Source organism: Brevundimonas sp. AVps31 (genome assembly GCF_058681355.1).
Genome location: NZ_CM178736.1, coordinates 2,230,959 through 2,252,076, shown reverse-complemented (window position 1 = coordinate 2,252,076; position 21,118 = coordinate 2,230,959). Strand labels below are relative to the sequence as shown.

Sequence of the window (21,118 nt, the reverse complement as noted above, 5' to 3'; positions counted from 1 at the left end):
CCAGACGGGCCCGAGGGCCCGACGACGGGGGCCTCTTCCGCAAGGAAGGGGTCCTTTTCGCTGCGCGACCGGGGAGAGGCTCAGATGGTGGCGGCCAGGGCCCTGGCCATCGCCGCGTCCGCGATCGGGCGCATCAGGGCATAGCCCGCCAGATTGGGATGGACACCGTCACGGGTCAGGTCGGCCCGCAACGCGCCGTCGGCATCGACCAGAACCGGGCGATAGTCGGCGTGGATCAGGCCGCGCTCGGCGGCGAGCGCCCCCAGCCAGAGATCCAGTTCCCCTGCCCGCCCGCACGGATCCCGCACCTCGGGCGACCACGGCAGGCCGGTGACCGGCGTCAGCCCCGCCAGGATGACGGTGACGCCGTTGGCGCGGGCCAGGTCGAGCATGGCCAGGATGGTGTTGCGATAGTCCTGCGGCGTGGTCGGCCCGGTATTGCCCGCCACATCATTGACCCCGCACATCAGGTGCACGGCGTGGGGCTTCAGTGCGATCACATCGGCCATGAAGCGCAGCAGGATTTGCGGGCTGGTCTGGCCGCTGATGCCCCGGTTGACCACGCCGCCGGTGAACAGGTCCGGCTGGGCGATCCGCCACATCTCGGTGATGGAATCGCCGATGAAGACCACCTTGGTCGTGTGTCCGGCGCGCGCGGCGTTGTCGTCGCGATAGTAGCCGAGGTTGGCCCAGTCGACCTGCCGCTGGGCCGCCTTCTGGCGTTCGCGCTCCGCCAGGAATCCAGGGTCGCCGAGTTTGGCCAGCAGGGTCAGGTCCATCTCGCCCTCGGCCATATAGGCGGTCGCGAAGGCCAGGGCTTCGGGCGTCGGACCGCCGTTGCCGGGCAGATGGTCGACCATGCCCTTGGGCGTTTCAGCGGTCATGAGGAGCCTCTGTATCCGGTGGACGCCCGTATCCGACCGGGCCAGCAACGCTAGACGGATCAGGCGGCGCGCGCGAGGGTGGCGGTCACCACCTCCAGCTTGCGCGCCAGTTCGTCGGCCTTGCGCTGAAGCACGCTGCGCAGACGGGCGCGACGGTCGGCGTCGGAAACCTCCTCGGCCAGCACGGTCCGGATGTCGTCCAGCGACACGTCGCACCGCCGCAGGGACACGATCAGCGAAGCCAGTTCGCACTGATCCGGCGTGAACAGTCGCACGCCGTGGGCCGCGCGATGCGGCCGGATCAGGCCGACGTCCTCATAGTGACGCAAGGCGCGGGGCGTGACCCCGGTCATCGCCGACAGGCGCGAGATGCTGACCACGGCGTGGACGGCCTGCGGACCGCGGGACGAAACCGGGGCGACCGACGACATGGTTCAGGCCGCCTCGACCGGCGGCGTGTCCGGCAGCGCCTCGGCGGCCGGCTGCGGGGCGTTGCGCATGGCCAGCCAGTAGCCGATCAGCGAGATAATGCCGGTGATGACGCCCAGCCAGGTCAGGGTCATGCCCAGCCCCGTCGGCCCCTTGAACAGCAGGGTCATCCACGCGATCACCCCCGCCGTCACCGGACCGCCGACGATCTTGGCGATGATGGCCAGGGCGGCCAGGCTGGTCGCCCGCTCCTCGTTCGGCAGCAGGACGGCGATCGCCGCCGAGTTCACCAGATTGATGATCACCCCGCCCAGCAGCAGGGCGAACAGGACCCAGGCGAACAGGGTGACGTTCGGCATGATCGGATAGGCGCTGGCCGGAATGCTGAGCGCCGTCGCGATCAGGGCGGGCAGAAGGATCGCGCCGCGCATCTTCAGCTTCTGGCTGATGTCCGCGGTGAAGCCGCCGATGATCGAGCCCAGAATGCCCGATCCGAGGATCACCAGCCCGACCCAGCCGCCGAACTCGCCCGGCGACTGGCCATACTGGCGAACCAGCACGGAGCCGATCCACAGCGCCGCGGCGCCTTCCGCAAATCCACCCGCGAAATTCCCGACGTAAAGCCAGCCGAGGAATTTGCGCCGACTCCAGAAGGCGGCCAGGGCGACGCGCAGGGGCGGGTTGGCCCGTTCGACCTCGTGGCGCACGGGCTCCCGGATCAGGAACAGCGGCAGGACGAGAACGGCGGCGGCGACGCCGACCAGAAGATGCAACTCACGCCACGGCGGCATGTCGGCGATGAAGGCCGAGGGATTGGCCTCCAGCCAGCCGAACAGGGTGCCGCCGATGGCGAAGGCGGCGGCGACCCCGGCCCAGGCGCCGATCGAGATCAACAGCATGGAACGCCCCCGACGTTCAGGCATGCAGACGTCCGCCAGAATGGACACGAGAACGGGGAAGGCCGTGGCCGCGCCGATGCCGGACACCAGTCGCGCCGCGAACAGGCCGTAAAAATCCTGCGCAAAGGCCGTACCGATCGTCCCGACCGCCCAGAAGGAGGCGAGGATGATCAGCAGGCGCGTCCGCGTGTGGTGATCGACCATCCAGGCGATGGGCAGGGACAGGATGGCGGCGGGGATGGCCGTGGCGCTGCCGACGATCATGGCCAGCTGGAAGTCACTCAGGCCCAGGTCGATCTTCACCGCCTCCTGGATCGGCGCCAGCAGGCCTCCGACCGTGAGGGCCGAGAAAATGGTCAGGGTCAGCAGCCAGACGACGCTCCATTTGGTCTTCCGGAACGCGCTTGTCGGCGGCGGAGAGGCCGCCGCGGCATCCAGGATGGTCATCGTCGTTTCCTCGGAATGCGGACCTTCAGGTCCGTCTGTCGCTGGTGAAAGTCAGAGCTCGGGCCGCGTCAGGGCCGTGTAGGTGAAGGTGCGGGCCTTGGCCCGGAACTCGCCGGAGATCGGGTCGGCCAGACGCTGGATCAGGCCGACGAAAACGAGGTCGTTCTCGGGGTCGATCCAGAACCAGGTGCCGCCCATGCCGCCCCAGGCCAGGGTGCCCCGCCCCTCGGTCGAGCCCATCCGGCGCGGATCGCTGAACACCGAGAAGCCGAGGCCGAATCCGAAGGCGGGATTAAAAGGCAGCAGGCGAAGCGGGTTGGTCGTCGCCAGAACCGCATCGGGAATGACGTTGGTCGCCATCAGCTCGACCGTGACCGGAGCCAGGATACGCACCCCGTCCAGTTCACCCTTGTTGAGGATCATCTGGGCGAAGCGGGCGTAATCGCTGAGGGTGGACACCAGTCCCCCGCCGCCATCCTCGAACTCGGGCGGGGCGGTGAAGGGATTGATCGGGGCGCCGAGGACCTCCGCGACCTCTTTCAGACCACCCTGACCGTCGTCCTGATAGAAGGTGACCAGACGGTCGGCGTTGTCGGCGCGGGTCTGGAAGCCGGTGTCGACCATGCCGAGCGGCGCGAAGATGCGGTCCTGAAGGAAATCGCCGAACGACTGGCCCGAGATGCGGCTGACGATCACGCCCAGCAGGCCGGAGGCGATGGAGTAGAACCACTCCGTGCCCGGCTGGAACATCAGGGGCTGGGCCGCGAGACGGTCGATGAAGGCCTGGGGGCCCTCGGGACGGGCGATCCGCTCCGCCAGATAGGCCTTCTCAAGGGGATGGAAGTCGGGGAACAGCCCATAGGCGAAGCCGGCGGTATGGCTCATCACCTCGCGCATCGACGGCGGGCGTCTGGCGTCCTCGAGGATCATCTCGCCATCCGGACCGACGCCGGCGAAAACCTTGAGGTCGGCGAACTCCGGGATGAACTTGGTCACCGGATCGTCGAGGGTCCAGCGCCCTTCCTCGAACAGGATCATCATCGCCGTCGCGGCGATCGGCTTGGTCATTGAATAGATGCGGAAGATGGCGTCAGGGCTGAGCGGGGTCTGTCCGCCCAGCACCGCCGAGCCGTGGGTCCGCTGCGCCACCACCTTGCCGTGGCGCAGGATCAGGGTGGCGACACTGGCCACGCGCCCGGTCTCGACCATGTCCGCCATATAGGAATCCAGGCGCGCCAGACGGCCACTGTCGAATCCGAGGTCCTCGGGGCGGTGCGCGAAGGGGAAACCGGCGAAACTATGCATCGGCGACGGCCTTCCGTTCGCTTGCGCGCTGCTGGCAGATGGCGTTGAAGCCGCCCGCCATGAAGCTGGCCATGCGGGCCTTGATGGCCTCGAAATCCTCGGACTGGCACAGGCCGCCGGACAGGTGGTCGATCCGCCCCGTTCGCGCCAGGCTGAGCGTCAGGGCGCCGGTGACGAAGTGGTAGCCCCAGAAGATGTCCTCCTCGGCGGCGTCCGGCATGGCCTTCTTCAGCAGGTCGATCAGCTGCAGCACGACGGGGTCGAAATTCTCCCACATCACCGCCGCGCCCCAGACCGGGGTGTTGTTCAGCTGGCCGCCCAGAGCGCCGTAGTTCCGCCACCCCTCGCCACCCTCGATGTAGAGGTCCAGATCGGTGTCAAGGAAGGCGCGCAGCGCGCCCTCGACCGTCGGATGATCGCCGGTCTCCTCGGCATACCGCTTCATCGCCTCGACCCGACGCCCGATGGTGATCGGCGCGCGGCGTTTCACGACCTGCTCGAACAGGTCCTGCTTGTCCTTGAAATAATAGTGCATCAGCGAGGTGTGCACCCCGACCCTCTGCGCCACATCCTTCAGGGTCACGCCGTACATGCCGTGCCTGGAGAACAGCTCCTCGGCGGCGTCCAGCATCTGTTCCAGGCTGTCGGCGCGCTGTTCGGCCTTGGAGCGGCCGGGCGGCTTGGCGGCGGCCTTGGCCTTTGTCGGGGCCGACGCCGCCTTGCGGCGGGCCGTAGCGGGTTTGGCGGTCACGGGAGCCTCCGGCGGAATCACTTCCGCGGAGGATCGGACGGCAGCGGTGAACTTGGAAGCCGCCATCAGGCCTGACCGTAGGCCGCGCGCAGGCGGGTCTTGTCGATCTTGCCCGTCGCGGCCAGCGGCATGGCGTCGATCCGCTCGATCCGGTCGGGGATCCACCAGTCGGCGACCCGGCTCTTGAGCGCGGCGCGGAAGACCTCGTCGGAGACAGCTTCGCGCAGTTCGACGACCAGGACCGGACGCTCACCCCATTTCGGATCAGGACGCGCCACCACCGCGGCCAGCGAAACGGCGTCCAGCGCGCCGACGATGGCCTCGATCTCGGCCGGGTTGATCCACTCGCCGCCGGACTTGATCAGGTCCTTGGAGCGACCGGCGATGGTCAGGGCCCCGCCCGCGTCGATGGCCGCCAGATCGCCGGTGTCGAACCAGCCGTCGGCGTCCAGGGCGTGGGCGGGGGCGCCGAGATAGCGGTTCACGACGCTGGCCCCGCGCACCTTCAGATGGCCCACACCGCCACGTTGGTCGGGCAGGTCGATGCCCTCGGCGTCGGTCAGCTTCATATCCAGGCCGATCGAGGTGATGCCCGAGACGCGCGCCGGGGCATCGGGCGGCGACAGGGTGCCGGTCGGCGACAGCTCGGTCATGCCCCAGCTGGTCTGGACGCGAACGCCGAGGGTCTGTTCCAGACGGGTCATCAGCGCTTCGGGGCAGCCTGCGCCGCCCAGCACGATGCGCTGCAGCGAGGGCACGCCCTCGCCGCCGGCCTCGACGTGATCCACCAGACCCAGCCAGACGGTCGGCACCCCGGCGGTGACGGTCACGCCCTCGTCGCGGATCAGGCGGGCCAGCCGTGCGCCGTCCGTGACCCGTCCGGGCAGGACCAGCTTGGCTCCGACGGCGGGCGCCGAGAAGGGAAAGCCCCAGGCGTTGGCGTGGAACATGGGCACCGCGACCAGCACGGTGTCCTGTCGCGTCAACCCAAGGGAGTCCGGCAGGATTGACCGCAGGGTGACGAGGTAGTTGGAGCGGTGGGTATAGACGACACCCTTGGGGGCCCCCGTGGTGCCTGAGGTGAAGCACAGCCCGGCGGGCGTGCGTTCGTCGAAACCGCCCCAGGCGACCGGGCGACCGGCCTCGATCAGGGTCTCGACATCCATGGTGTGGGGATTGGTCGGGCGCTCGTCCAGCGCCATCAGGCGCAGGCCGGGACGGCGGGCGGCGATGTCGGCGGCCAGTCCGGCCAGCCCCGCGCCGTAGGCCAGAACCGGCGCGCCCGACTGTTCCAGCATGGACGCCAGCTGGGTCGCGGTCAGGCGGGGGTTCAGGGTATGGCAGACCATGCCGACGCCCATGACGGCGTACCAGATCTCCATATGCGGCCGGGTGTTCCACGCCAGGGTGGCGACGGCCTCGCCCGCTTCCAGCCCGAGGTCCAGCAGGGCGCCCGACAGCATCTGGCTACGCGCCAGCACGGCGCCGTAGCCCATCCGCGTCGTTTCGCCGTCGATATCGCAGGAGACGACCTCGACATCGGGATGCCAGCGGGCGGCATGGGTCAGGAATTTGTCGACCGTCAACTCGTAGGCCTGCATGCCGTCCGCCATCGCTTCCAGCGGACGCACGCGCGGGGCGCCGGCGTCTTTCGACGGACGGTCGAGGGGTTTCGGAACGGTCATCGGCGAATGGGGGGACATGAACTCAAACGATGTGGGGCGGACCCGAAGGCCCGCCCCGATACGGATCAGAAGGTGCGGGTCAGGCGGACGCCGTACTGGCGCGGCGGCCCGGCGTAGCGCTGGCCCGACTTCACCGCCCCGACGTATTCCTCGTCGGTCAGGTTCGTGCCGTAGGCCTGCAGCATCCAGCCGTCGCCCCGGTCATAGGTCAGCTGGGCGTTGAAGATGTCGCGCGCTTCCAGATGGTCGCCGCGGGCCTCGTTGGCGAAGATGGTGCCCCAGACGTCCGAGATGTGGCTGTAGTCCAGACGCGGCGTCAGGACGCCCCCGGCGACACGGAAGTCATATTCGACGCCCGCGCTGAGGGTGAACTCGGGCGCATAGGTCTGGGCGTTGCCGCCGACGTTGACGCAGTTGACGGTGGCCGGCCCCGTTTCCGGGTCACAGGCCCCGGCCAGGGTTCCGCGCGCGTCCAGGGCGAAGAAGTCGCCCAGTTCGGAGTGCGACAGCGAGGCGCCGACATCGAAGCCCAGGGCGCCGAAACGCCCCTGCGCCGAGGCTTCCAGACCGTAGATGGTGGTGTCGCCGCGCACGTTCGAGATCGTTGTGATCGTCGGGGTGACCGGGTCGCCGACGACGACCTGGAAATTCTTGTAGATGTTGTAGTAGGCGCCCAGCTGGGTGCGGACGTGACCGTCGAACAGGGTGGATTTCCAGCCCGCCTCGAAGTCGGTGACCTCTTCGCCCTCGAAGGCGCCCGGCGGCACGCCGAGGATGTTCGGACCGTTCAGGCCGCCCGGCTTGTAGCCCGTGGCGACGAAGCCATACAGGAAGTTGTCGCGGTCCAGCGTCCAGTTCAGGGCGACTTTCCCGGTGACCTTGTCCTCCTCGACCTTGTCGTTCTGGCTGATCGCCAGGCCCAGTTGCGGGATGGCGCTGATGGCGTCGTTCTCGACCGTCGAGCGCGAGTAGCGGGCGCCGACCTGCAGTTCCAGCGAGTCGGTCAGATCATAGCTGACCTGACCGAAGACGGCGGCGGTCGACTTGGGATTGCGGCCTTGCAGGGTCAGATCGACCAGCAGGGGGATCGTCGGAGACAGATACTGGGTGGTCGTGAACTGGCCCGCCGGGAAGTCGATCAGGTCGTCCTGATAGTAGGCCCCGACGATCCAGCTGAAGCGGCCCTCGTCCGGCGAGATCAGGTTGAACTCCTGCGACCAGAGGCGCTGGTCCACCTTGATGTTCGAGGTGAACGGCAGGCTTGCTGTCCCGTCCAGATCGGCCTGCACCGAGGTGGTGCCGTCCTGGTAGCCGGTGATCGACCGCAGGGTGATGCCGTTGTCGAACTGGTAGTTGACGTTCAGGGTCGTGCGGAAAATCTCGTCCACACCCCGCGCAGGCCCGTTCCAGCGAATGTTGAACAGACCGTCCGTGCCGGTAACCGGCGTGGTCGGATAGCCGCCCAGATCGACGTGGCTGTAGTCGGTCTTCAGCAGAACCTTCAGCGCGTCCGACGGCTGCCACAGCAGGCTGGCGCGGTAGCTTTCGATCTCGACCTCACCGGGCGTCCCGCCGGTCGTCGGCGTGCCCTCGATGACGGTGTAGAAGCTGTCGCGCTGCTCGTGGTTGGCGGCCAGACGCAGGGCCAAAGTGTCGCTGAGCGGCACATTGATCGCGCCTTGCAGACGGATGTTGTCGTAGCTGCCGTACTGGCCGGTCACATAGCCGTTCACGCCCGAGAAGTCGGGGTTGCGCTGGGTGATGAAGACCGCGCCGCCGGTGGCGTTCTGGCCGACGAAGGTGCCCTGCGGCCCCCGCAGCAGCTCAAGGCTCTGGATGTCGTAGAGCGGCTCGTTCTGGAAATAGGCCGGGAAGACCGCGACGCCGTCGCGATAGGTGATGACGCCGACGCCGATCGAGGAGCTGTTCTCGGTCTTGCCGATGCCGCGAATGTTGAAGCTGTTGCCCTGACCCGAGTTCTGGACCGTCACCGACGGCATGGCGAACTGCAGGGTCTCGATATTGGTGACGCCCTTGTTCTGCAACTGCTCGCCGCTGAGGACGGCCGCCGCGATCGGGGTCTGTTGCAGGTTGGTCGTGCGGCGCTCGGCGGTGACCACGACCTCGCCCAGCGAGGTGGTCTCCGGCTCCTGCGGGGCGGGCGTGGCGGTCTGCGCCTGAGCGGCACCGCACCAGAGCAGCGCGACGACGGACGTCGAAATCCAGATATTACGGGCCATATCGGTCCCCCTGTCCTGTGTTGTTTCCTCGGCGATCTTGCGTCGCCATGACCGAATGAGTTCCACCGAATCCGGCCCACGTCAACACTCATTCATTCGCGAATGAACATCTTGATTTTGACGTGGGGTCGTTTGAGTGTGTTCCTGAAGCGGTTGTCCCCCGAGACGAAACAAGCCGCACAAGGGAGAGGATCATGCGTTTTCTGGATCGCGGCGGCGTGCGCCTTGCGTGGGACGAACAGGGCGCGGGCGTGCCCATCCTGCTGATCATGGGACACCGCTACAGCTCCGGCATGTGGTATCCCTTGAAGGAGGCGATGGGCGACCGTTACCACCTGATTTCCTTCGACAATCGGGGCACCGGCCAGAGCGGCGCGCCGCGCCGGACCAGCGTCGAGGAGATGACCGCGGACGCACTGGCGGTGCTTGACGCGGCGGGCGTCCAGTCGGCCCACGTCTATGGGGTTTCGATGGGCGGCGGGATCGCGCTGGAGTTCGGCATCCGCCACCCGGAACGGACCCGGTCGCTGATCCTGGGCTGCACGATGGCGAAGACGCCGGATCTCAAGCGCAAGCCCGACTGGCTGATCCGGCTGCTCTACAACGCCATGCCGGTCCTGAAACTGTTGGCCAGACCGAAGTTCAGGAACGGCTACGGCGACGCCGCGCCGGACGACGCCATCGCCCGTGACATGAAAGTGCTGGCGGCGGATCCCTACGATCTGAACGGCGTCATCGCACAGGCGCTGGCCATCTCGCACTACAGCGTGGATCCCGAGGCGGTTCGGGGGGTGAAGCGGCCCACCCTGGTGCTGCACGGCACGCAGGATGTGACGGTGCCCTTTGAGGCGGGCAAGGCGTTGGCGGAGATGATCCCGGGCGCCCGGCTGGTCGCCTTCGAGAACATCGGCCACAACTATTTCGTCGGCGCCGGCGACCGCGCCACCGCTGAGGTCGAGCGCTTTATCGGCGAGGTCGAGGCCGCCCGGGCGGGCGCCGGATCATGACCCTGCTGACCCAATGGGAGCTGCGCGACGCGACGCCGGGCGAAGGCTCCGCGAGCGGCGATGACGGCTGGATCCCGGTTTCCGCCCCCGGCGACGCCTACGTCGCCCTGATCGAGGCCGGACGGCTGTCGCATCCCTTCCAGGGCCGAGGCGAGGCCGACGCCGCCTGGGTGCGTGACCGCGAATGGTGGCAACGCACGACCTTCGTCGCCCCGACCCTCATCCCCGGCGAAACGGCGGAACTGGTGTTCGAGGGGCTGGACACCTTCGCCACGGTCTTTCTCGACGGCGAGGAGATCGGGCGGGCCGACAACATGTTCCGCCGCTGGGTCTTCGACATCAGCGACCGGGTGGAGGCGGGGACGCGGCATAAGCTGACGATCCGTTTCGACCCGCCGGCCCTTGCGGCGCCGGCCGGGACCCTGCCGCCTTGGACCGCCTTCACCGACCGGGTCAGCCGATCGCGGCGCAACCAGATGCGCAAGGCCCAGTTCGGCTGGGGCTGGGACTGGGGTCCGGACCTGCCGACGGTGGGCGTCTGGCGGGAAGCACGGCTGGAAGTGCGCGCGCGCGCCCGCCTCACCGATCTGCGCTTCACCACCTTGACGGTAGGACCGGAAGCGGCTGAGGCGCGGATCGGCATCGGCGTCAGCGGCGCCGGGACCGCCCGTATCAGGTTGACGCTGAGCGCTCCGGACGGGACCACCGCCTTCCGTCATGAAGGCCCGGCAGCGGACCTGTCCTTGCCGGTTCGTATCGACACGCCACAGCTATGGTGGACTGCCGATCTGGGCGGGCAGCCGCTGTACACCCTGACGGCCGCCCTGCTCGCAGACGATGGCCGCGAGGTCGATCAGATCCGCCACGACGTCGGCCTGCGCACCCTTGAACTGGACCAGTCGCCCGATCCCGACGAGCCGGATGCGACCTTCTTCCGCTTCGTGCTGAACGGCGTACCCCTCTTCGCAAAGGGCGCCTGCTGGGTCCCCGCCTCCTCCTTCGTGGGCGAGGTGGATGCGGCGGCTTACGAGCGGCTCATCGACCAGACGGTCGGCGCCCATATGAACATGATCCGCGTCTGGGGCGGCGGCATCTATGAGCCCGACCTCTTCTACGACCTGTGCGATCGCAAGGGCGTTCTGGTGTGGCAGGACTTCATGTTCGCCTGCGCCCAGTACCCGGAGGACGACGCCTTCGCCGCCTCGGTGAAAGCCGAGGCCGAGGACCAGGTTCGCCGGCTCCGCCACCATGCCTGCATGGCCCTGTGGTGCGGCAACAACGAGAGCCAGGCCATGCACCGGATCAACAACGACAAGGCCGGCGAAGACGGCCGGTTGTCCGGGCTGCGCCTCTATGACGAGGTCCTGCCCGAGGTGGTCGAGCGGCTGGATCCCGGCGCGCTCTACTGGCCCGGCAGCCCTTGGGGCGGGCCGAACCCCAACAGCATGAAGGCCGGCGACGTCCACGACTGGACCGTCTGGCACGGGGTGCCGCCCATTCCCGACGACGTGATGATCGGCGACTTCCAGTCATCGCCCGAGGGCGTGGCCTGGACCCGCTATGCGGAGGACACCTCCCGCTTCGTCAGCGAGTTCGGCCTGCAGGCCGCGCCCGCGCTGGAGACGCTGGAGCGCTGGATGGACCCGGCGGACCTGACGCCGGACAGCGAGGGCTTCCTGGCCCGCATCAAGGATGAGGCGCGCAAGGCCGACGCCATGATGACGCCGGTCACGGGCCTGCCGACCACGCTGCGCGAGTATGTCGACTTCACCCAGTGGTGTCAGGCGGAGGGGCTCAAATTCGGCATCGAGCATTTCCGCCGCCGTCGCCCACACTGCTCGGGCGCCCTCCTTTGGCAGCTCAACGACTGCTGGCCCTGCGTGAGTTGGAGCCTGATCGACTACGACGGCGTGGAAAAGGCGTCGTATCACGCGGTGCGCCGCGCCTTCGCGCCGGTGCTGGCCTCGTTCAGGAGCGGTGCGGATGACGCGCTGGACCTGTGGATCAGCAACGATACGCTGAGCCCGTTGGCGGGCGAGGTCCTCGTCACGCTGGAAACGCTGGACGGCGCGGTCGAGCAAGGCTGGACCCTGCCCTTTTCAGCGGCGTGCGGCGGTCATGCCGTTCCGTGGTCAGCGACCCTGCCCGCGCGACCCGATCGCGTGCTGCGAGCGATGTCCACGTCCGGCCAGTTTGAAGCGGCGCGGCATCTGTTTGTCCCGATCTCGGCGCTGGCGCTGGAGAGCGGCGCGCGGCCGGAGGTCGGGATGACCCGGCTGTCACCCACGACACTCCGGGTCAGGCTGACGGCCCGGACCTGGCTGGCTTTCGTGCACCTGACCTCGCGCCGGACGGACCTGCGCTTCAGCGACAACCATTTCGACATGGCCACAGGAGACACGCGCATCGTGACTGTGACCGGCTCAAGCCCCATCGGGCCGGATGACCTGATGGTCCGATGCTGGAACGATCGCTAAGGCGAAATCGGCCGGCTTGGGCGCAGTTCGACCCTACCCCTGGTCGATCAGGCTCTGGCGACGGATCAGGCTGTCGTAGACGTGGGTGACGGTGTCGAAGCGGACGCGGGACGGCTGGTCGGCGAAGGCGGCCGATTCAAACCACGGGTCGGGAAGGCCCGCCGCCAGCGGATCCTCGATCTTGTCGGTGTTCCAGCCCAGCAACAGGCGGCCGCCGGGGCGCAGGATGGCCGCCATGGCCGCCAGCGCCTTGCGCTGTTGCTCGACCGCATCGACGCCGTAGCCGAGCACGCCGTTGCACAGGATGGCGTCGAAGCTCATGTCCGGGAAGACGGTGTCGATCTCGCACACATCGCCCGTGCGGTGACGCTCGCCATGACCGTAGGGGGCGGCGGCGGGGTCGATGTCCGTGGTCCAGACCTGCGCGCCCTGCGTCTCCAGAGCGGCATAGTCCGGAGCCGTATAGACGCGACAGCCGACCCACAGAATGCGCCCGCCTCCGGCCGCGAAGGCAGGGATGAAGGCCTTGGCCATCAGCTGACGATCCGGCAGGTCGCGGATGTGCCGGGTCCGCGCCGCGTGGCGGCGGGCGGCGGCCTCCTTGCCGAAAAACAGATTGGTCAGAAAGGTGCGTCCGCCCATGGCGAGCCTCGATCAAACATGGGTGAAACCGGCGATCCGCCGATCATGCGGCGCTGTGGGCCACAAGACCAGAGCGGGCATTGCGTTCGCTGACCAGCCGGTGCCGCAGATTGTCCAACTGGGCCGCGCGGACGGCGGGCGTATGGGTGGCGGCGACGTAGGCCTGACCGGCGCGGGCCATTCGGCGGCGCAGGTCTTCATCTTCCACCAGACGCAGCAGGGCGGCGGTCAGCCCGGGCGCTTCAGGCGGATCGACATAGAGGGCGTGCTCGCCGCTGGCCTCGCGCAGGCCGCCCCGTCCGGAAGAGACCAGGGCGGCTCCGGCGGCGTGAGCCTCCAGCGCGGTCAGGCCCAGGGCCTCGGCCACCCGCGAAGGCGTGACCGCCACGGCGGCGCGACGGGTCATCTCCACCACCTTGGCGATGGGCGCGGAGCGATGCACCTCGACCCGGTCCCCGAAGCGATCAAGCATGGCGATCTGCGGCGCGGCCCAGGCCGCATGCTTTTCCCAGTCCCCCAACATCAGAGCGCCACGCCACGTCGGGTGCCGATCCAGGATCGCCGCCAACGCCTCGCAGAAGGCATCAAGCCCCTTCTCCGGCAAGGCGCGTCCCACGAACAGGATCAGGGGCTCGCGCGCGTCGGCGTCGCCACGCCAGACCTCGACGTCTACGGGGTTACACACCGACGAGACCGCGCCGCCGAAGCCCGGATAGTCGGTCCGGAACTCGGCGCAGGCCGCTTCGCTCACGAACAGAAGATGGTCGAAGCATTTGAGCCGCCGGCGATAGCGGAAGCGCTCGATCGGATTTCCCGGGGGCTTGATACGGGTGTGTCGGTACAGGACATGGATCGGGCCCGGCAGGCCCCTGGCCAGTTCCGCCGCCGGGCCGAGCTGCTGGTGATATTCGACGATGTCCGGTGCGAAATCGCGCAGCAGGGCCGCGACGGCCTTCATCCGCGCGCGCTTGCCCAGCCCCCGCGGCACGGTGACCAGACCCGGCATGGCGGGATCGTTGGCGCCGCCGTCGCAGATGATGCGGACGTTCGCGCAGCGACTGCGCGCGTTCAATGTCAGCGCGACCGTCTCCATGGAGTTGGTCCGCCCGCGGTCCATTTGACAGCCCCGCGGCATGACGACGGCGATGCGCATCAGGCGGCCCTCAGCCGAGGACCGTTCAGGTGGAACAGGCGCCGCAGCTTGTAGAGGGTGCGGATCAGCCTCTCCTTTGGCGAACGGTGCACCGCCTTGATGTCGATGCAGGTGACATCGCCCATGCCCGACAGGGTGTGCAGGCCATCCGGGTAGCCCTTCAGCATTCCGTCCGGCTCGAACCGGCGGACCACGGTCGCCTCGAAGCGGTTGGGAGTCAGCCCATCAATCCGCAGCAGACGCAGACGACGGCCGTAGGACTCCTCGCAGTCCTGAACCGGCAGGTGCAAAACGCCGTCATGTTCGAACGCCGTGCCGCCGGGGCGAGTGTCGGACAGACCGGCGCGAACCGGATTGTTCGCGTGCTGGACCCACGGCCCCTGCAACCGCTCGGCCCAGGCGACGTGCAGTTCCCGCATGGCCCGGTTCTCCGGCCCCGGCAGCGCGTAGAACATCCACCACCGCCCGCCCGTCCGCGCGACGGTGGCGTCGATGGCCGGCAGGTTCAGCAGTTTGCGCGCCGGCTCCCACCGGTTCGGGAAACTGACACAGCGGTACAGGGTCAGGGCGCCGCTCTTGTGCCCCTCGGGAAGCATGTACAGCTCGCCGTCGTCCTCGATCAGGCTTGGGTAGGAGAGATGGAAGGGCTCGGCCAACGCGATCCCCTGCCCCACCACTCGGTCGTCGGCGTCATACTGGACGTAATGGATTTCGCCCCGGCGCACCCGGTAGTCGAAGGCCTCGACGAAGACGGTCAGGACACCGTCTCGCTCGATCCCGAACGGATCGGCGGCGTACTGGAAAGTGCGCGCGCTCTCGGGCAGCCAGACCACCGCGGCGGGGTCCAGCCCTGCCGGCTCCATAACGTGCGCCAGCGGACGCCGGATGAAGCCCGAACGCCAGAGATCATACATCGGAGAGGGCCTGCACGCGCGGACCGGTCAAGGAGTCAGCGCAGGTTTGAAGGACGAGGCAGCGATCATCGCGACTGATCCGGCGCATCCGTCACGCGCGGCGCGTGGGTGGGGCGCGCAAGCGCGCTGGACAGCCAGCCGGGACGGGCGGATTTCGGCGTCGGGGTCTTCATCGCGTCACCATGTCCAGTATGCCACCCGGCCTCGACTGGAGAGGCGAGACCGGGTGGCGGGGAGACGCACAGGGGGCGTTGCACGCTCTCATGGGTAAGACGCCGCGCACGGTCGCTTGCCTCAAAAGAATCTGCGCGGCATGACGGACCTATCGCCTTGGGGAAGGCGGGGCCTCGCCAAGCCGGGGCCGACCGGGCATCGGAGGGCCACACTCGCTTGACCGCGCCGACCGCGCCTTCTCTGGCGGACGCCTATTTCGAGCAGCGTGACGCGCTGGCGCGGTTCCTGCGCGCGCGTCTGGGGACAGGCGCGGATATCGATGACCTGCTGCAGGACCTGTACCTGAAGGTGTCGCAACTCGATCCGGATATGGAGGTGCGCGAACCCCGCGCCTTCCTGTATCGGCTGACGTCTAACCTGCTGCTGGACCGGAATCGGTCCGCCATCCGCGGGGCGGCGCGGGACGGGGCCTGGCGCGACGCCAACCAGGTCGCAGGCCTGACCGAGGATATCGACGACGCCCCGTCCGCCGAGGCGGTGGTCGCGGGCCGCGAACGTCTGACCGCCCTGATCGCCGCGCTGGAAAGCCTGCCCGGCAAGACCTCGGCAATCTTCCGCATGCACAAGTTCGACGGCCTCAGCTACGCTGAGGTCGCACACCGGCTCGGGATATCACGAAGCTCGGTCGAGAAGCATATGATGGATGCCTTGCGGGTCCTCGCCGTAAAGACGCCGCGATGACGGGCGGCCGTATTTCGGGGAAAGTGCTTTTCGTCGGAGGTGGTGCGCCACCGGCGACGTCTATTCACAAGGGACTGCATTCCGCCGTCCAAGCAGCGGCGCCGGTCTAGATGAACCCAGTCCCCGACATCGACGAACAGGCCCGGGGGTGGTTCGTCCGCCTGAACGGTTCTGACGCGTCCGAGGCGGACTGGCTGGCCTTCGAGGCCTGGCTGGAGGCCGACGCCGTCCATCGCGACGCCTATGACGCCGTCGAATCCCTGTGGGCGTCGCTCGACGCGATTCCAGCCTCCGCCCTGCCCGCCAACGAGGACTTTGGCCTGGCCCCGCTGCCGGTTCGCAAGAGCCGGACGCGCTGGATCTGGCCCGCCGTGGGCATCGCCGCGACGGTGGCGCTGGCGGTCGGCGTGTGGCCGATGATCTTCCCCGGGACGCAGGTCTACCAGACCACGACCCGGCCCGAGACGGTGGAACTGGCCGACGGCTCGGTGATCCGGATGAACCGGCATTCGGACATGAGCGTCCGCCTGCGGTCCGATCGCCGGGAAATTACGCTGAGCGACGGCGAGGCGGCGTTCGACGTGGCCCATGACGCCAGCCGCCCCTTCGTCATCACCGCCGGGGACCACAGCGTCCAGGTGCTGGGCACGGCCTTCAATGTGGTCAACCATGACCAGCGTTTCTCGGTCAGCGTCGAGCGCGGCGTCGTCGCTGTCATCCCGGCGCGCACGACCCGGGCCCTGCGACTGACCGCCGGCCAGCGGGTCGACCAAGTCGGCGCCCGGAGCGCGGTCCTCAGCCGGCTTGACCCCGCCCGCGCCTCTGCCTGGCGTGACGGCGTGCTCGTCTATCACACCGCCCCCCTCGATCTGGTCGCAGACGATCTGTCGCGTTACCTCGACAAACCGGTTACCGTGTCCGCTTCGGGGCGGGACGTGCGGTTCACCGGCGTCCTGCGGGTGGGTGACGAGGCGATCATGCTGGAACAGCTCCGTGAGCTGGCTCCGGTCGAGGTGTCCCGGTCGCCCGACGGGGTGGAATTGACCGGGCTTGGCGGACGCTGATCCTTCTTCGAGGCGCATCACCGAACGGGTCGGCCTCCGGGGCATAAGCGCCCTCGTGGCCGCCGTGACCGCGTTCGCCTGCAGCACGTCCGCGCAGGCTCTGCCGAGCCGGCGGGTGAGTTTTCATATTCCGGCCCAACGCGTCGAGAGCGCACTTCTGGATCTGGCGCTGCAGGGCCGGGTATCGCTGGGTGGCGACCTGTCGGCCTGCCGCGGCACAACGACCACCCTCAGCGGAGTCATGACGCTGGATCGCGCCCTGTCGCGCCTGCTGGCGGGCTCGGGCTGTCGTTATTCAGTCACCGCCAGCGGCGCGGTGATCATCCGGCGGGCCGAACGGGTGCGCCCCCCGGCCCCGCCGCCGCCGCCGCCCGCCCCGCCCCCTCCGCCCGCGCCCATGGCGCTGGACAGCGCCGAACTGAGCGACGTCATCGTCACGGCCGAACGCCGACCGGACTCGCCCCAGAACGCCGCCGTGCCCGTGACCGCCGTCTCCGGCGAGCAGATCCGTCGCGCGGGGGCCGTGGACGCCCATGATCTGAGCGCCCTGATCGCCGGGATGACGGTCACCAACCTGGGCTCCGGGCGGAACAAGATCCTGCTGCGCGGGATGTCCGACGGCGCCTTCACCGGCCAGACCCAGTCAACGGTCGGCCTGTACCTGAACCTTGTCCCGATCACCTACAGCGCGCCCGATCCTGACCTGAAACTGGTTGATATCGACCGGGTCGAGGTGCTGCGGGGGCCGCAAGGCGCCCTCTACGGCACGGGTCCGATCGGCGGCGTTGTGCGGATCCTGACCCGGCGCCCGGAGAGCCTGGCTCCGGGTTTCGACCTGTCCGCGACCCGGTCGGTGACCGAAGGCGGCGGCGCCAACAGCGACTATTCGGCGGTCCTGAACCTGCCCCTGCCGCGCAATCTGGGGGCGGTGCGCGCGGTGCTTTATGAGGAGTCCTTCGACGGCTACATCGACGACGTCAGCCTGAGCCTGCGTCAGGTCAACGCCTCTTCGCGGCGGGGCGGACGGCTGGCCGCAACGGTCGAGATCGCCCCGGGCTGGACCTCGACCGTCGGCTATGTGCACCAGTCGATCGACACCGAGGACACCCACTATGTCTACCGGACGCTCGGCGGACTGAGACGCGCAAACCTCGTTCGGGAGCCGCACGCCAACGACTTCAGCCAGACCTCGATCAACCTGCGGGGACGCGGGGCGTGGGGCCGGTTCGACGGCTCCATCGCCTATCTGGATCACAGCTTCGGCAGCCGTTACGACGCCTCGACAGCCCTGCCGTTGTTCGGCTCGAACGGCCGCATCGGCGCCCTGGACGAAGCCAAGGCCATTGATCTGGTGGTCGGTGAAGCCAGCTTCCGGTCGCGACCGGTCAACGGGCTGGAGTGGCTGGTCGGCGGTTTCTTCTCGACCAGCAAGACGCGGTCGGAGACCCGACTAAGGTCCCTGTGGCCCGCCGTCTGGACCCCCTATGCCGAGGTGCGCGACGACGGGCTTGAGGAAGCGGCGGTGTTCGGCGAAGTGTCGTACGACCTGACGCCGTCCCTGACCCTGACCGCAGGCGGGCGCTTCTACATCTTCGATTATGACGCCGTGTCCGATGTGGCCTTCCGGACCGGTCAGCGACATTTCGAGGGGGCCCGCCGCACGACGGGCTTCTCGCCCAAACTGGGCCTGGACTATCGCGCCGGCGACCACGTCAGCCTCTACGCCCTGATCAGTCAAGGCCACCGGACCGGGGGCTTCAACACGGCCGGTCCGCAGTCGCAGGCCTTCGCCGGCGGCCCCTCGAACCCCGCGCGCGAATACGAGGGCGACACCCTCTGGAACTATGAGGTCGGGGCCAAGGCCCTACTTTGGGACGGACGGGTCCAGGCGCGCGTCGCGGCCTTCGCCGCCGACTGGCGAAACATCCAGAGCGACCAGTTCCTGCGCAATGGACTGTCCTATGCGGTCAACGTCGGCGATGGCGACAATCGGGGCGTCGAGATCGAAGCCAACTGGAAACCGACGATCGACCTGGAAATCCGGGCCAACGCCCTGCTGGCCGACCCGCGCATCACCCGCCCGAGCGCGGCCTTCAACTCGCGCGGCGACGCGGGCCTGCCGGGCGTACCCTCGGTTTCGGCCAATGTGAACATGGCCTGGCGCAAGCCGATCGGTCGGGGGCTGAACGGTTTCGTCGAAGGCAGCTTGGCCTATGTGGGCGCCTCGCGTCTCACCTTCGACGCCGAGCGCCGCTATCGCATGGGCGACTATGTCACCGGACGGATCAGCACCGGGTTCGAGACCGAGCGCTGGGCCGTGATCGCCTTCGTCGAGAACCCCTTCAACACCGCCGCCAACACCTTCTCGTTCGGCGATCCATTCCGTTTGCCGGAGGCCTTGGCCACCACCCCGCTGCGCCCGCGCACGGTTGGGATCACGTTGCGACTGTCGCGGTAGGACCCGCGAACGCCTGCGACGGGGTGTGGCGGGATGGTGGTGCGGCGGCCAAGGTTCGGATAACAGTCGAAATGAGCTGGACCGGACACCCGTGCATCACGACCACCCTCTGATCTATCCCCTGCTCGCGGCGTTGTTGGCGGTCTTCGGTTCGTGGACCGCCCTGGACCTGTTCCGGCGCTCACGGCGTCATGACGGCAGGGCTCAGGCCCAATGGGTCGGGCTGTCCGCCCTGGCGATGGGCGTCAGCATCTGGTCGATGCATTTCGTGGCGATGCTGGGCTTCGATCCCGGCGGGCCGGTGTCGTATGATCTCGTGACGACCCTGGCCTCTCTCGCGCTCGCGGTGGCCGGCACTGCGGTGGCTTTCATCGTCTGCAGCGCGCCCGATCGACCGCTGCCCCGCCTCATCGGCGGCGGCGCGGTGATGGGACTGAGCATCGGCGGCATGCACTACCTCGGCATGTCCGCGCTGCGCAGCACGATGGAGATCGGCTACCGGCCGGAGTGGGTCGTGGCCTCTGTGATCGTCGCCTTCCTGGCCTCGACCGCGGCGCTGGCGACGGCGCGGCGCAACTCCCGATCCGGATGGCAGGCCATGGCCGCCGTCGTTCTGGGGGCCGGGGTGGTGGCGATGCACTACACGGCGATGGTCGCGGTGGTGCTGAGGCCGGGCGCCGCTCACAACGCCCCCGCCGGCGTGCCGCCCCTGTGGCTGGCCTTCGGCATCGCGGGCCTGACCCTGCTGCTGCTGTTTCTGGCTTTGGGCGCCAGCCTGATGGACCAGAAGCAGGTGCTGCAACTGGCCCTGCGGGCCGGTCGCATGGGCTATTGGGAAATGGACATCGCACGGCGACGCCTGTCCCTGTCGGAGCAGGGCCGGGTCCTGCTGGGGTTCGAGCCGGATGCGCCGTTTGATCAGTCGCTGGTCTCCGCCGTGCTCACCCCGGAAAGCGCCGCCCACCGTCAGGCCCTGCTGGAGCGCGCGATCGCCGACGGCAAGGACTATGAGGCGGACTATGAGATGCGCGACGGTCGGTGGCTGGAAGTCCGCGGCCGGATGCTGCTGGACAGCGCGGGCCGGTCCCAGCGGCTGGTCGGCACGATCCAGGACGTCACCGCCCACCGCGCCGCCTTCCAGGCGCTGGCCCGCAGCGAAGCGCGCCAGCGGGTGCTCATCAACGAGCTGAACCATCGGGTGAAGAATACACTGGCGACGGTGCTGTCGATCGCCACCCTGACCGCGCGCCGGTCAGAGGATGTCGAGAGCTTCGCCAAGGGCTTCCAGGCGCGGCTCCTGTCCCTGTCGGCGACCCACAACCTGCTGACCGCCGAGGGCTGGCAGAGGGCGGAGTTGCGCGACATCTTCCGCGCCGAGTTCGGCCACTACAATGACGACCAGGTGGTGCTGACCGGGCCGGAGACCTGGCTGGGCGCCGAAAATGTGCTGACCATCGGACTGATCGTCCACGAGCTGGCGACCAACGCGACCAAATACGGCGCCCTCAGCCGCGCGGAGGGTCGGGTCGAGGTGAGCTGGACCACCGAAGGCGACACGTTGAACATCGCCTGGCGCGAGCGCGGCGGGCCGCCGGTCTCCCAACCCGCGCGGACCGGTTTCGGCTCGCGCCTCATCTCCTCCAGCGCCAGCGACTGCGTCTTCCGCTATCCGCAAACGGGCTTCGAAGCCGACATCCGCATCCAGCTGTTCGCCGCCCCGGTGGACGGCCTGTCCCTCGAAGGCATGTAGCGCCCGCGTCCCGTGGAGCCTCGCCCAGGCGCGGCCCGAACGACGTCCGCGCACCAACTCGCCTGCAGGATGACCGCCGTCGCACAGGGCGGTTCCTG

Annotated in this window: 16 protein-coding genes; 6 read left to right on the top strand and 10 right to left on the bottom strand. The window is 68.4% G+C overall.

All coding sequences use genetic code 11. The annotated features are described in order from the left end of the window. Nucleotides 1-80 precede the first annotated feature (80 nt). The 7 genes from ACW174_RS10850 to ACW174_RS10820 form a co-directional block, all read right to left on the bottom strand. Nucleotides 81-884, bottom strand: coding sequence for a GDSL-type esterase/lipase family protein (locus ACW174_RS10850; protein ID WP_492014447.1), 804 nt, complete (start codon nt 882-884; stop codon nt 81-83). A 59-nt stretch (nt 885-943) separates the two neighbouring features. After that, a complete protein-coding gene (locus ACW174_RS10845; protein ID WP_492014446.1) occupies nt 944-1,315 on the bottom strand; it encodes a MerR family transcriptional regulator in 372 nt (123 codons plus the stop codon). A gap of 3 nt (nt 1,316-1,318) precedes the next feature. Then, entirely contained in the window at nt 1,319-2,659 is a 1,341-nt protein-coding gene (locus ACW174_RS10840; protein WP_492014445.1) for an MFS transporter, read from the bottom strand. Between the two features lie 51 nt (nt 2,660-2,710). Continuing rightward, nucleotides 2,711-3,964: a serine hydrolase domain-containing protein gene (locus tag ACW174_RS10835; RefSeq protein WP_492014444.1), complete on the bottom strand. Its 1,254-nt coding sequence runs from the start codon at nt 3,962-3,964 to the stop codon at nt 2,711-2,713. Then, the gene (locus tag ACW174_RS10830; protein ID WP_492017270.1) at nt 3,957-4,604 is read right to left on the bottom strand and encodes a TetR/AcrR family transcriptional regulator; all 648 of its coding nucleotides are present in this window, start codon (nt 4,602-4,604) and stop codon (nt 3,957-3,959) included. The genes ACW174_RS10835 and ACW174_RS10830 overlap by 8 nt, the downstream gene beginning before the upstream one ends. Nucleotides 4,605-4,780: 176 nt before the next feature. Then, a complete protein-coding gene (locus ACW174_RS10825) occupies nt 4,781-6,418 on the bottom strand; it encodes an AMP-binding protein (RefSeq protein WP_492014443.1) in 1,638 nt (545 codons plus the stop codon). 47 nt (nt 6,419-6,465) lie between these two features. Then, nucleotides 6,466-8,640, bottom strand: a complete 2,175-nt coding sequence (locus tag ACW174_RS10820; RefSeq protein ID WP_492014442.1) for a TonB-dependent receptor — start codon at nt 8,638-8,640, stop codon at nt 6,466-6,468. Nucleotides 8,641-8,834: 194 nt separating this feature from the next. Between ACW174_RS10820 and ACW174_RS10815 the strand changes: the two genes are divergently transcribed. Beyond that, nucleotides 8,835-9,647, top strand: coding sequence for an alpha/beta fold hydrolase (locus ACW174_RS10815; protein WP_492014441.1), 813 nt, complete (start codon nt 8,835-8,837; stop codon nt 9,645-9,647). Next, nucleotides 9,644-12,124, top strand: coding sequence for a glycoside hydrolase family 2 protein (locus ACW174_RS10810; RefSeq protein WP_492014440.1), 2,481 nt, complete (start codon nt 9,644-9,646; stop codon nt 12,122-12,124). The genes ACW174_RS10815 and ACW174_RS10810 overlap by 4 nt, the downstream gene beginning before the upstream one ends. A 33-nt stretch (nt 12,125-12,157) precedes the next feature. Here the strand turns inward: ACW174_RS10810 and ACW174_RS10805 are convergent, their stop codons facing one another. The 3 genes from ACW174_RS10805 to ACW174_RS10795 are packed head-to-tail and all read right to left on the bottom strand — an operon-like array spanning nt 12,158 to nt 14,833. Further along, nucleotides 12,158-12,766 (bottom strand): class I SAM-dependent methyltransferase, encoded by a 609-nt coding sequence (locus ACW174_RS10805; protein WP_492014439.1) that lies wholly within the window; start codon nt 12,764-12,766, stop codon nt 12,158-12,160. Between the two features lie 43 nt (nt 12,767-12,809). Next, on the bottom strand, nt 12,810-13,919 hold the full coding sequence (locus ACW174_RS10800; RefSeq protein WP_492014438.1) for a glycosyltransferase family 4 protein: 1,110 nt from the start codon (nt 13,917-13,919) through the stop codon (nt 12,810-12,812). Next, nucleotides 13,919-14,833, bottom strand: coding sequence for a glucosamine inositolphosphorylceramide transferase family protein (locus ACW174_RS10795; RefSeq protein WP_492014437.1), 915 nt, complete (start codon nt 14,831-14,833; stop codon nt 13,919-13,921). The genes ACW174_RS10800 and ACW174_RS10795 overlap by 1 nt, the downstream gene beginning before the upstream one ends. Nucleotides 14,834-15,223: 390 nt before the next feature. On the opposite strand from ACW174_RS10795, the gene ACW174_RS10790 reads away from it, so the two are divergent. From ACW174_RS10790 to ACW174_RS10775, 4 genes are all read left to right on the top strand, one after another. Further along, complete coding sequence (locus tag ACW174_RS10790; RefSeq protein ID WP_492014436.1) at nt 15,224-15,748, top strand: RNA polymerase sigma factor; 525 nt, start codon at nt 15,224-15,226, stop codon at nt 15,746-15,748. A 110-nt stretch (nt 15,749-15,858) separates the two neighbouring features. Further along, nucleotides 15,859-16,812 carry a FecR family protein gene (locus tag ACW174_RS10785; RefSeq protein WP_492014435.1) on the top strand — a complete coding sequence of 318 codons (954 nt, stop codon included), beginning with the start codon at nt 15,859-15,861 and terminating at the stop codon, nt 16,810-16,812. A gap of 115 nt (nt 16,813-16,927) precedes the next feature. Then, nucleotides 16,928-19,270: a TonB-dependent receptor gene (locus ACW174_RS10780; RefSeq protein WP_492014434.1), complete on the top strand. Its 2,343-nt coding sequence runs from the start codon at nt 16,928-16,930 to the stop codon at nt 19,268-19,270. Between the two features lie 91 nt (nt 19,271-19,361). Further along, on the top strand, nt 19,362-21,020 hold the full coding sequence (locus tag ACW174_RS10775) for an MHYT domain-containing protein (protein WP_492014433.1): 1,659 nt from the start codon (nt 19,362-19,364) through the stop codon (nt 21,018-21,020). The last annotated feature ends 98 nt before the right edge of the window (nt 21,021-21,118 follow it).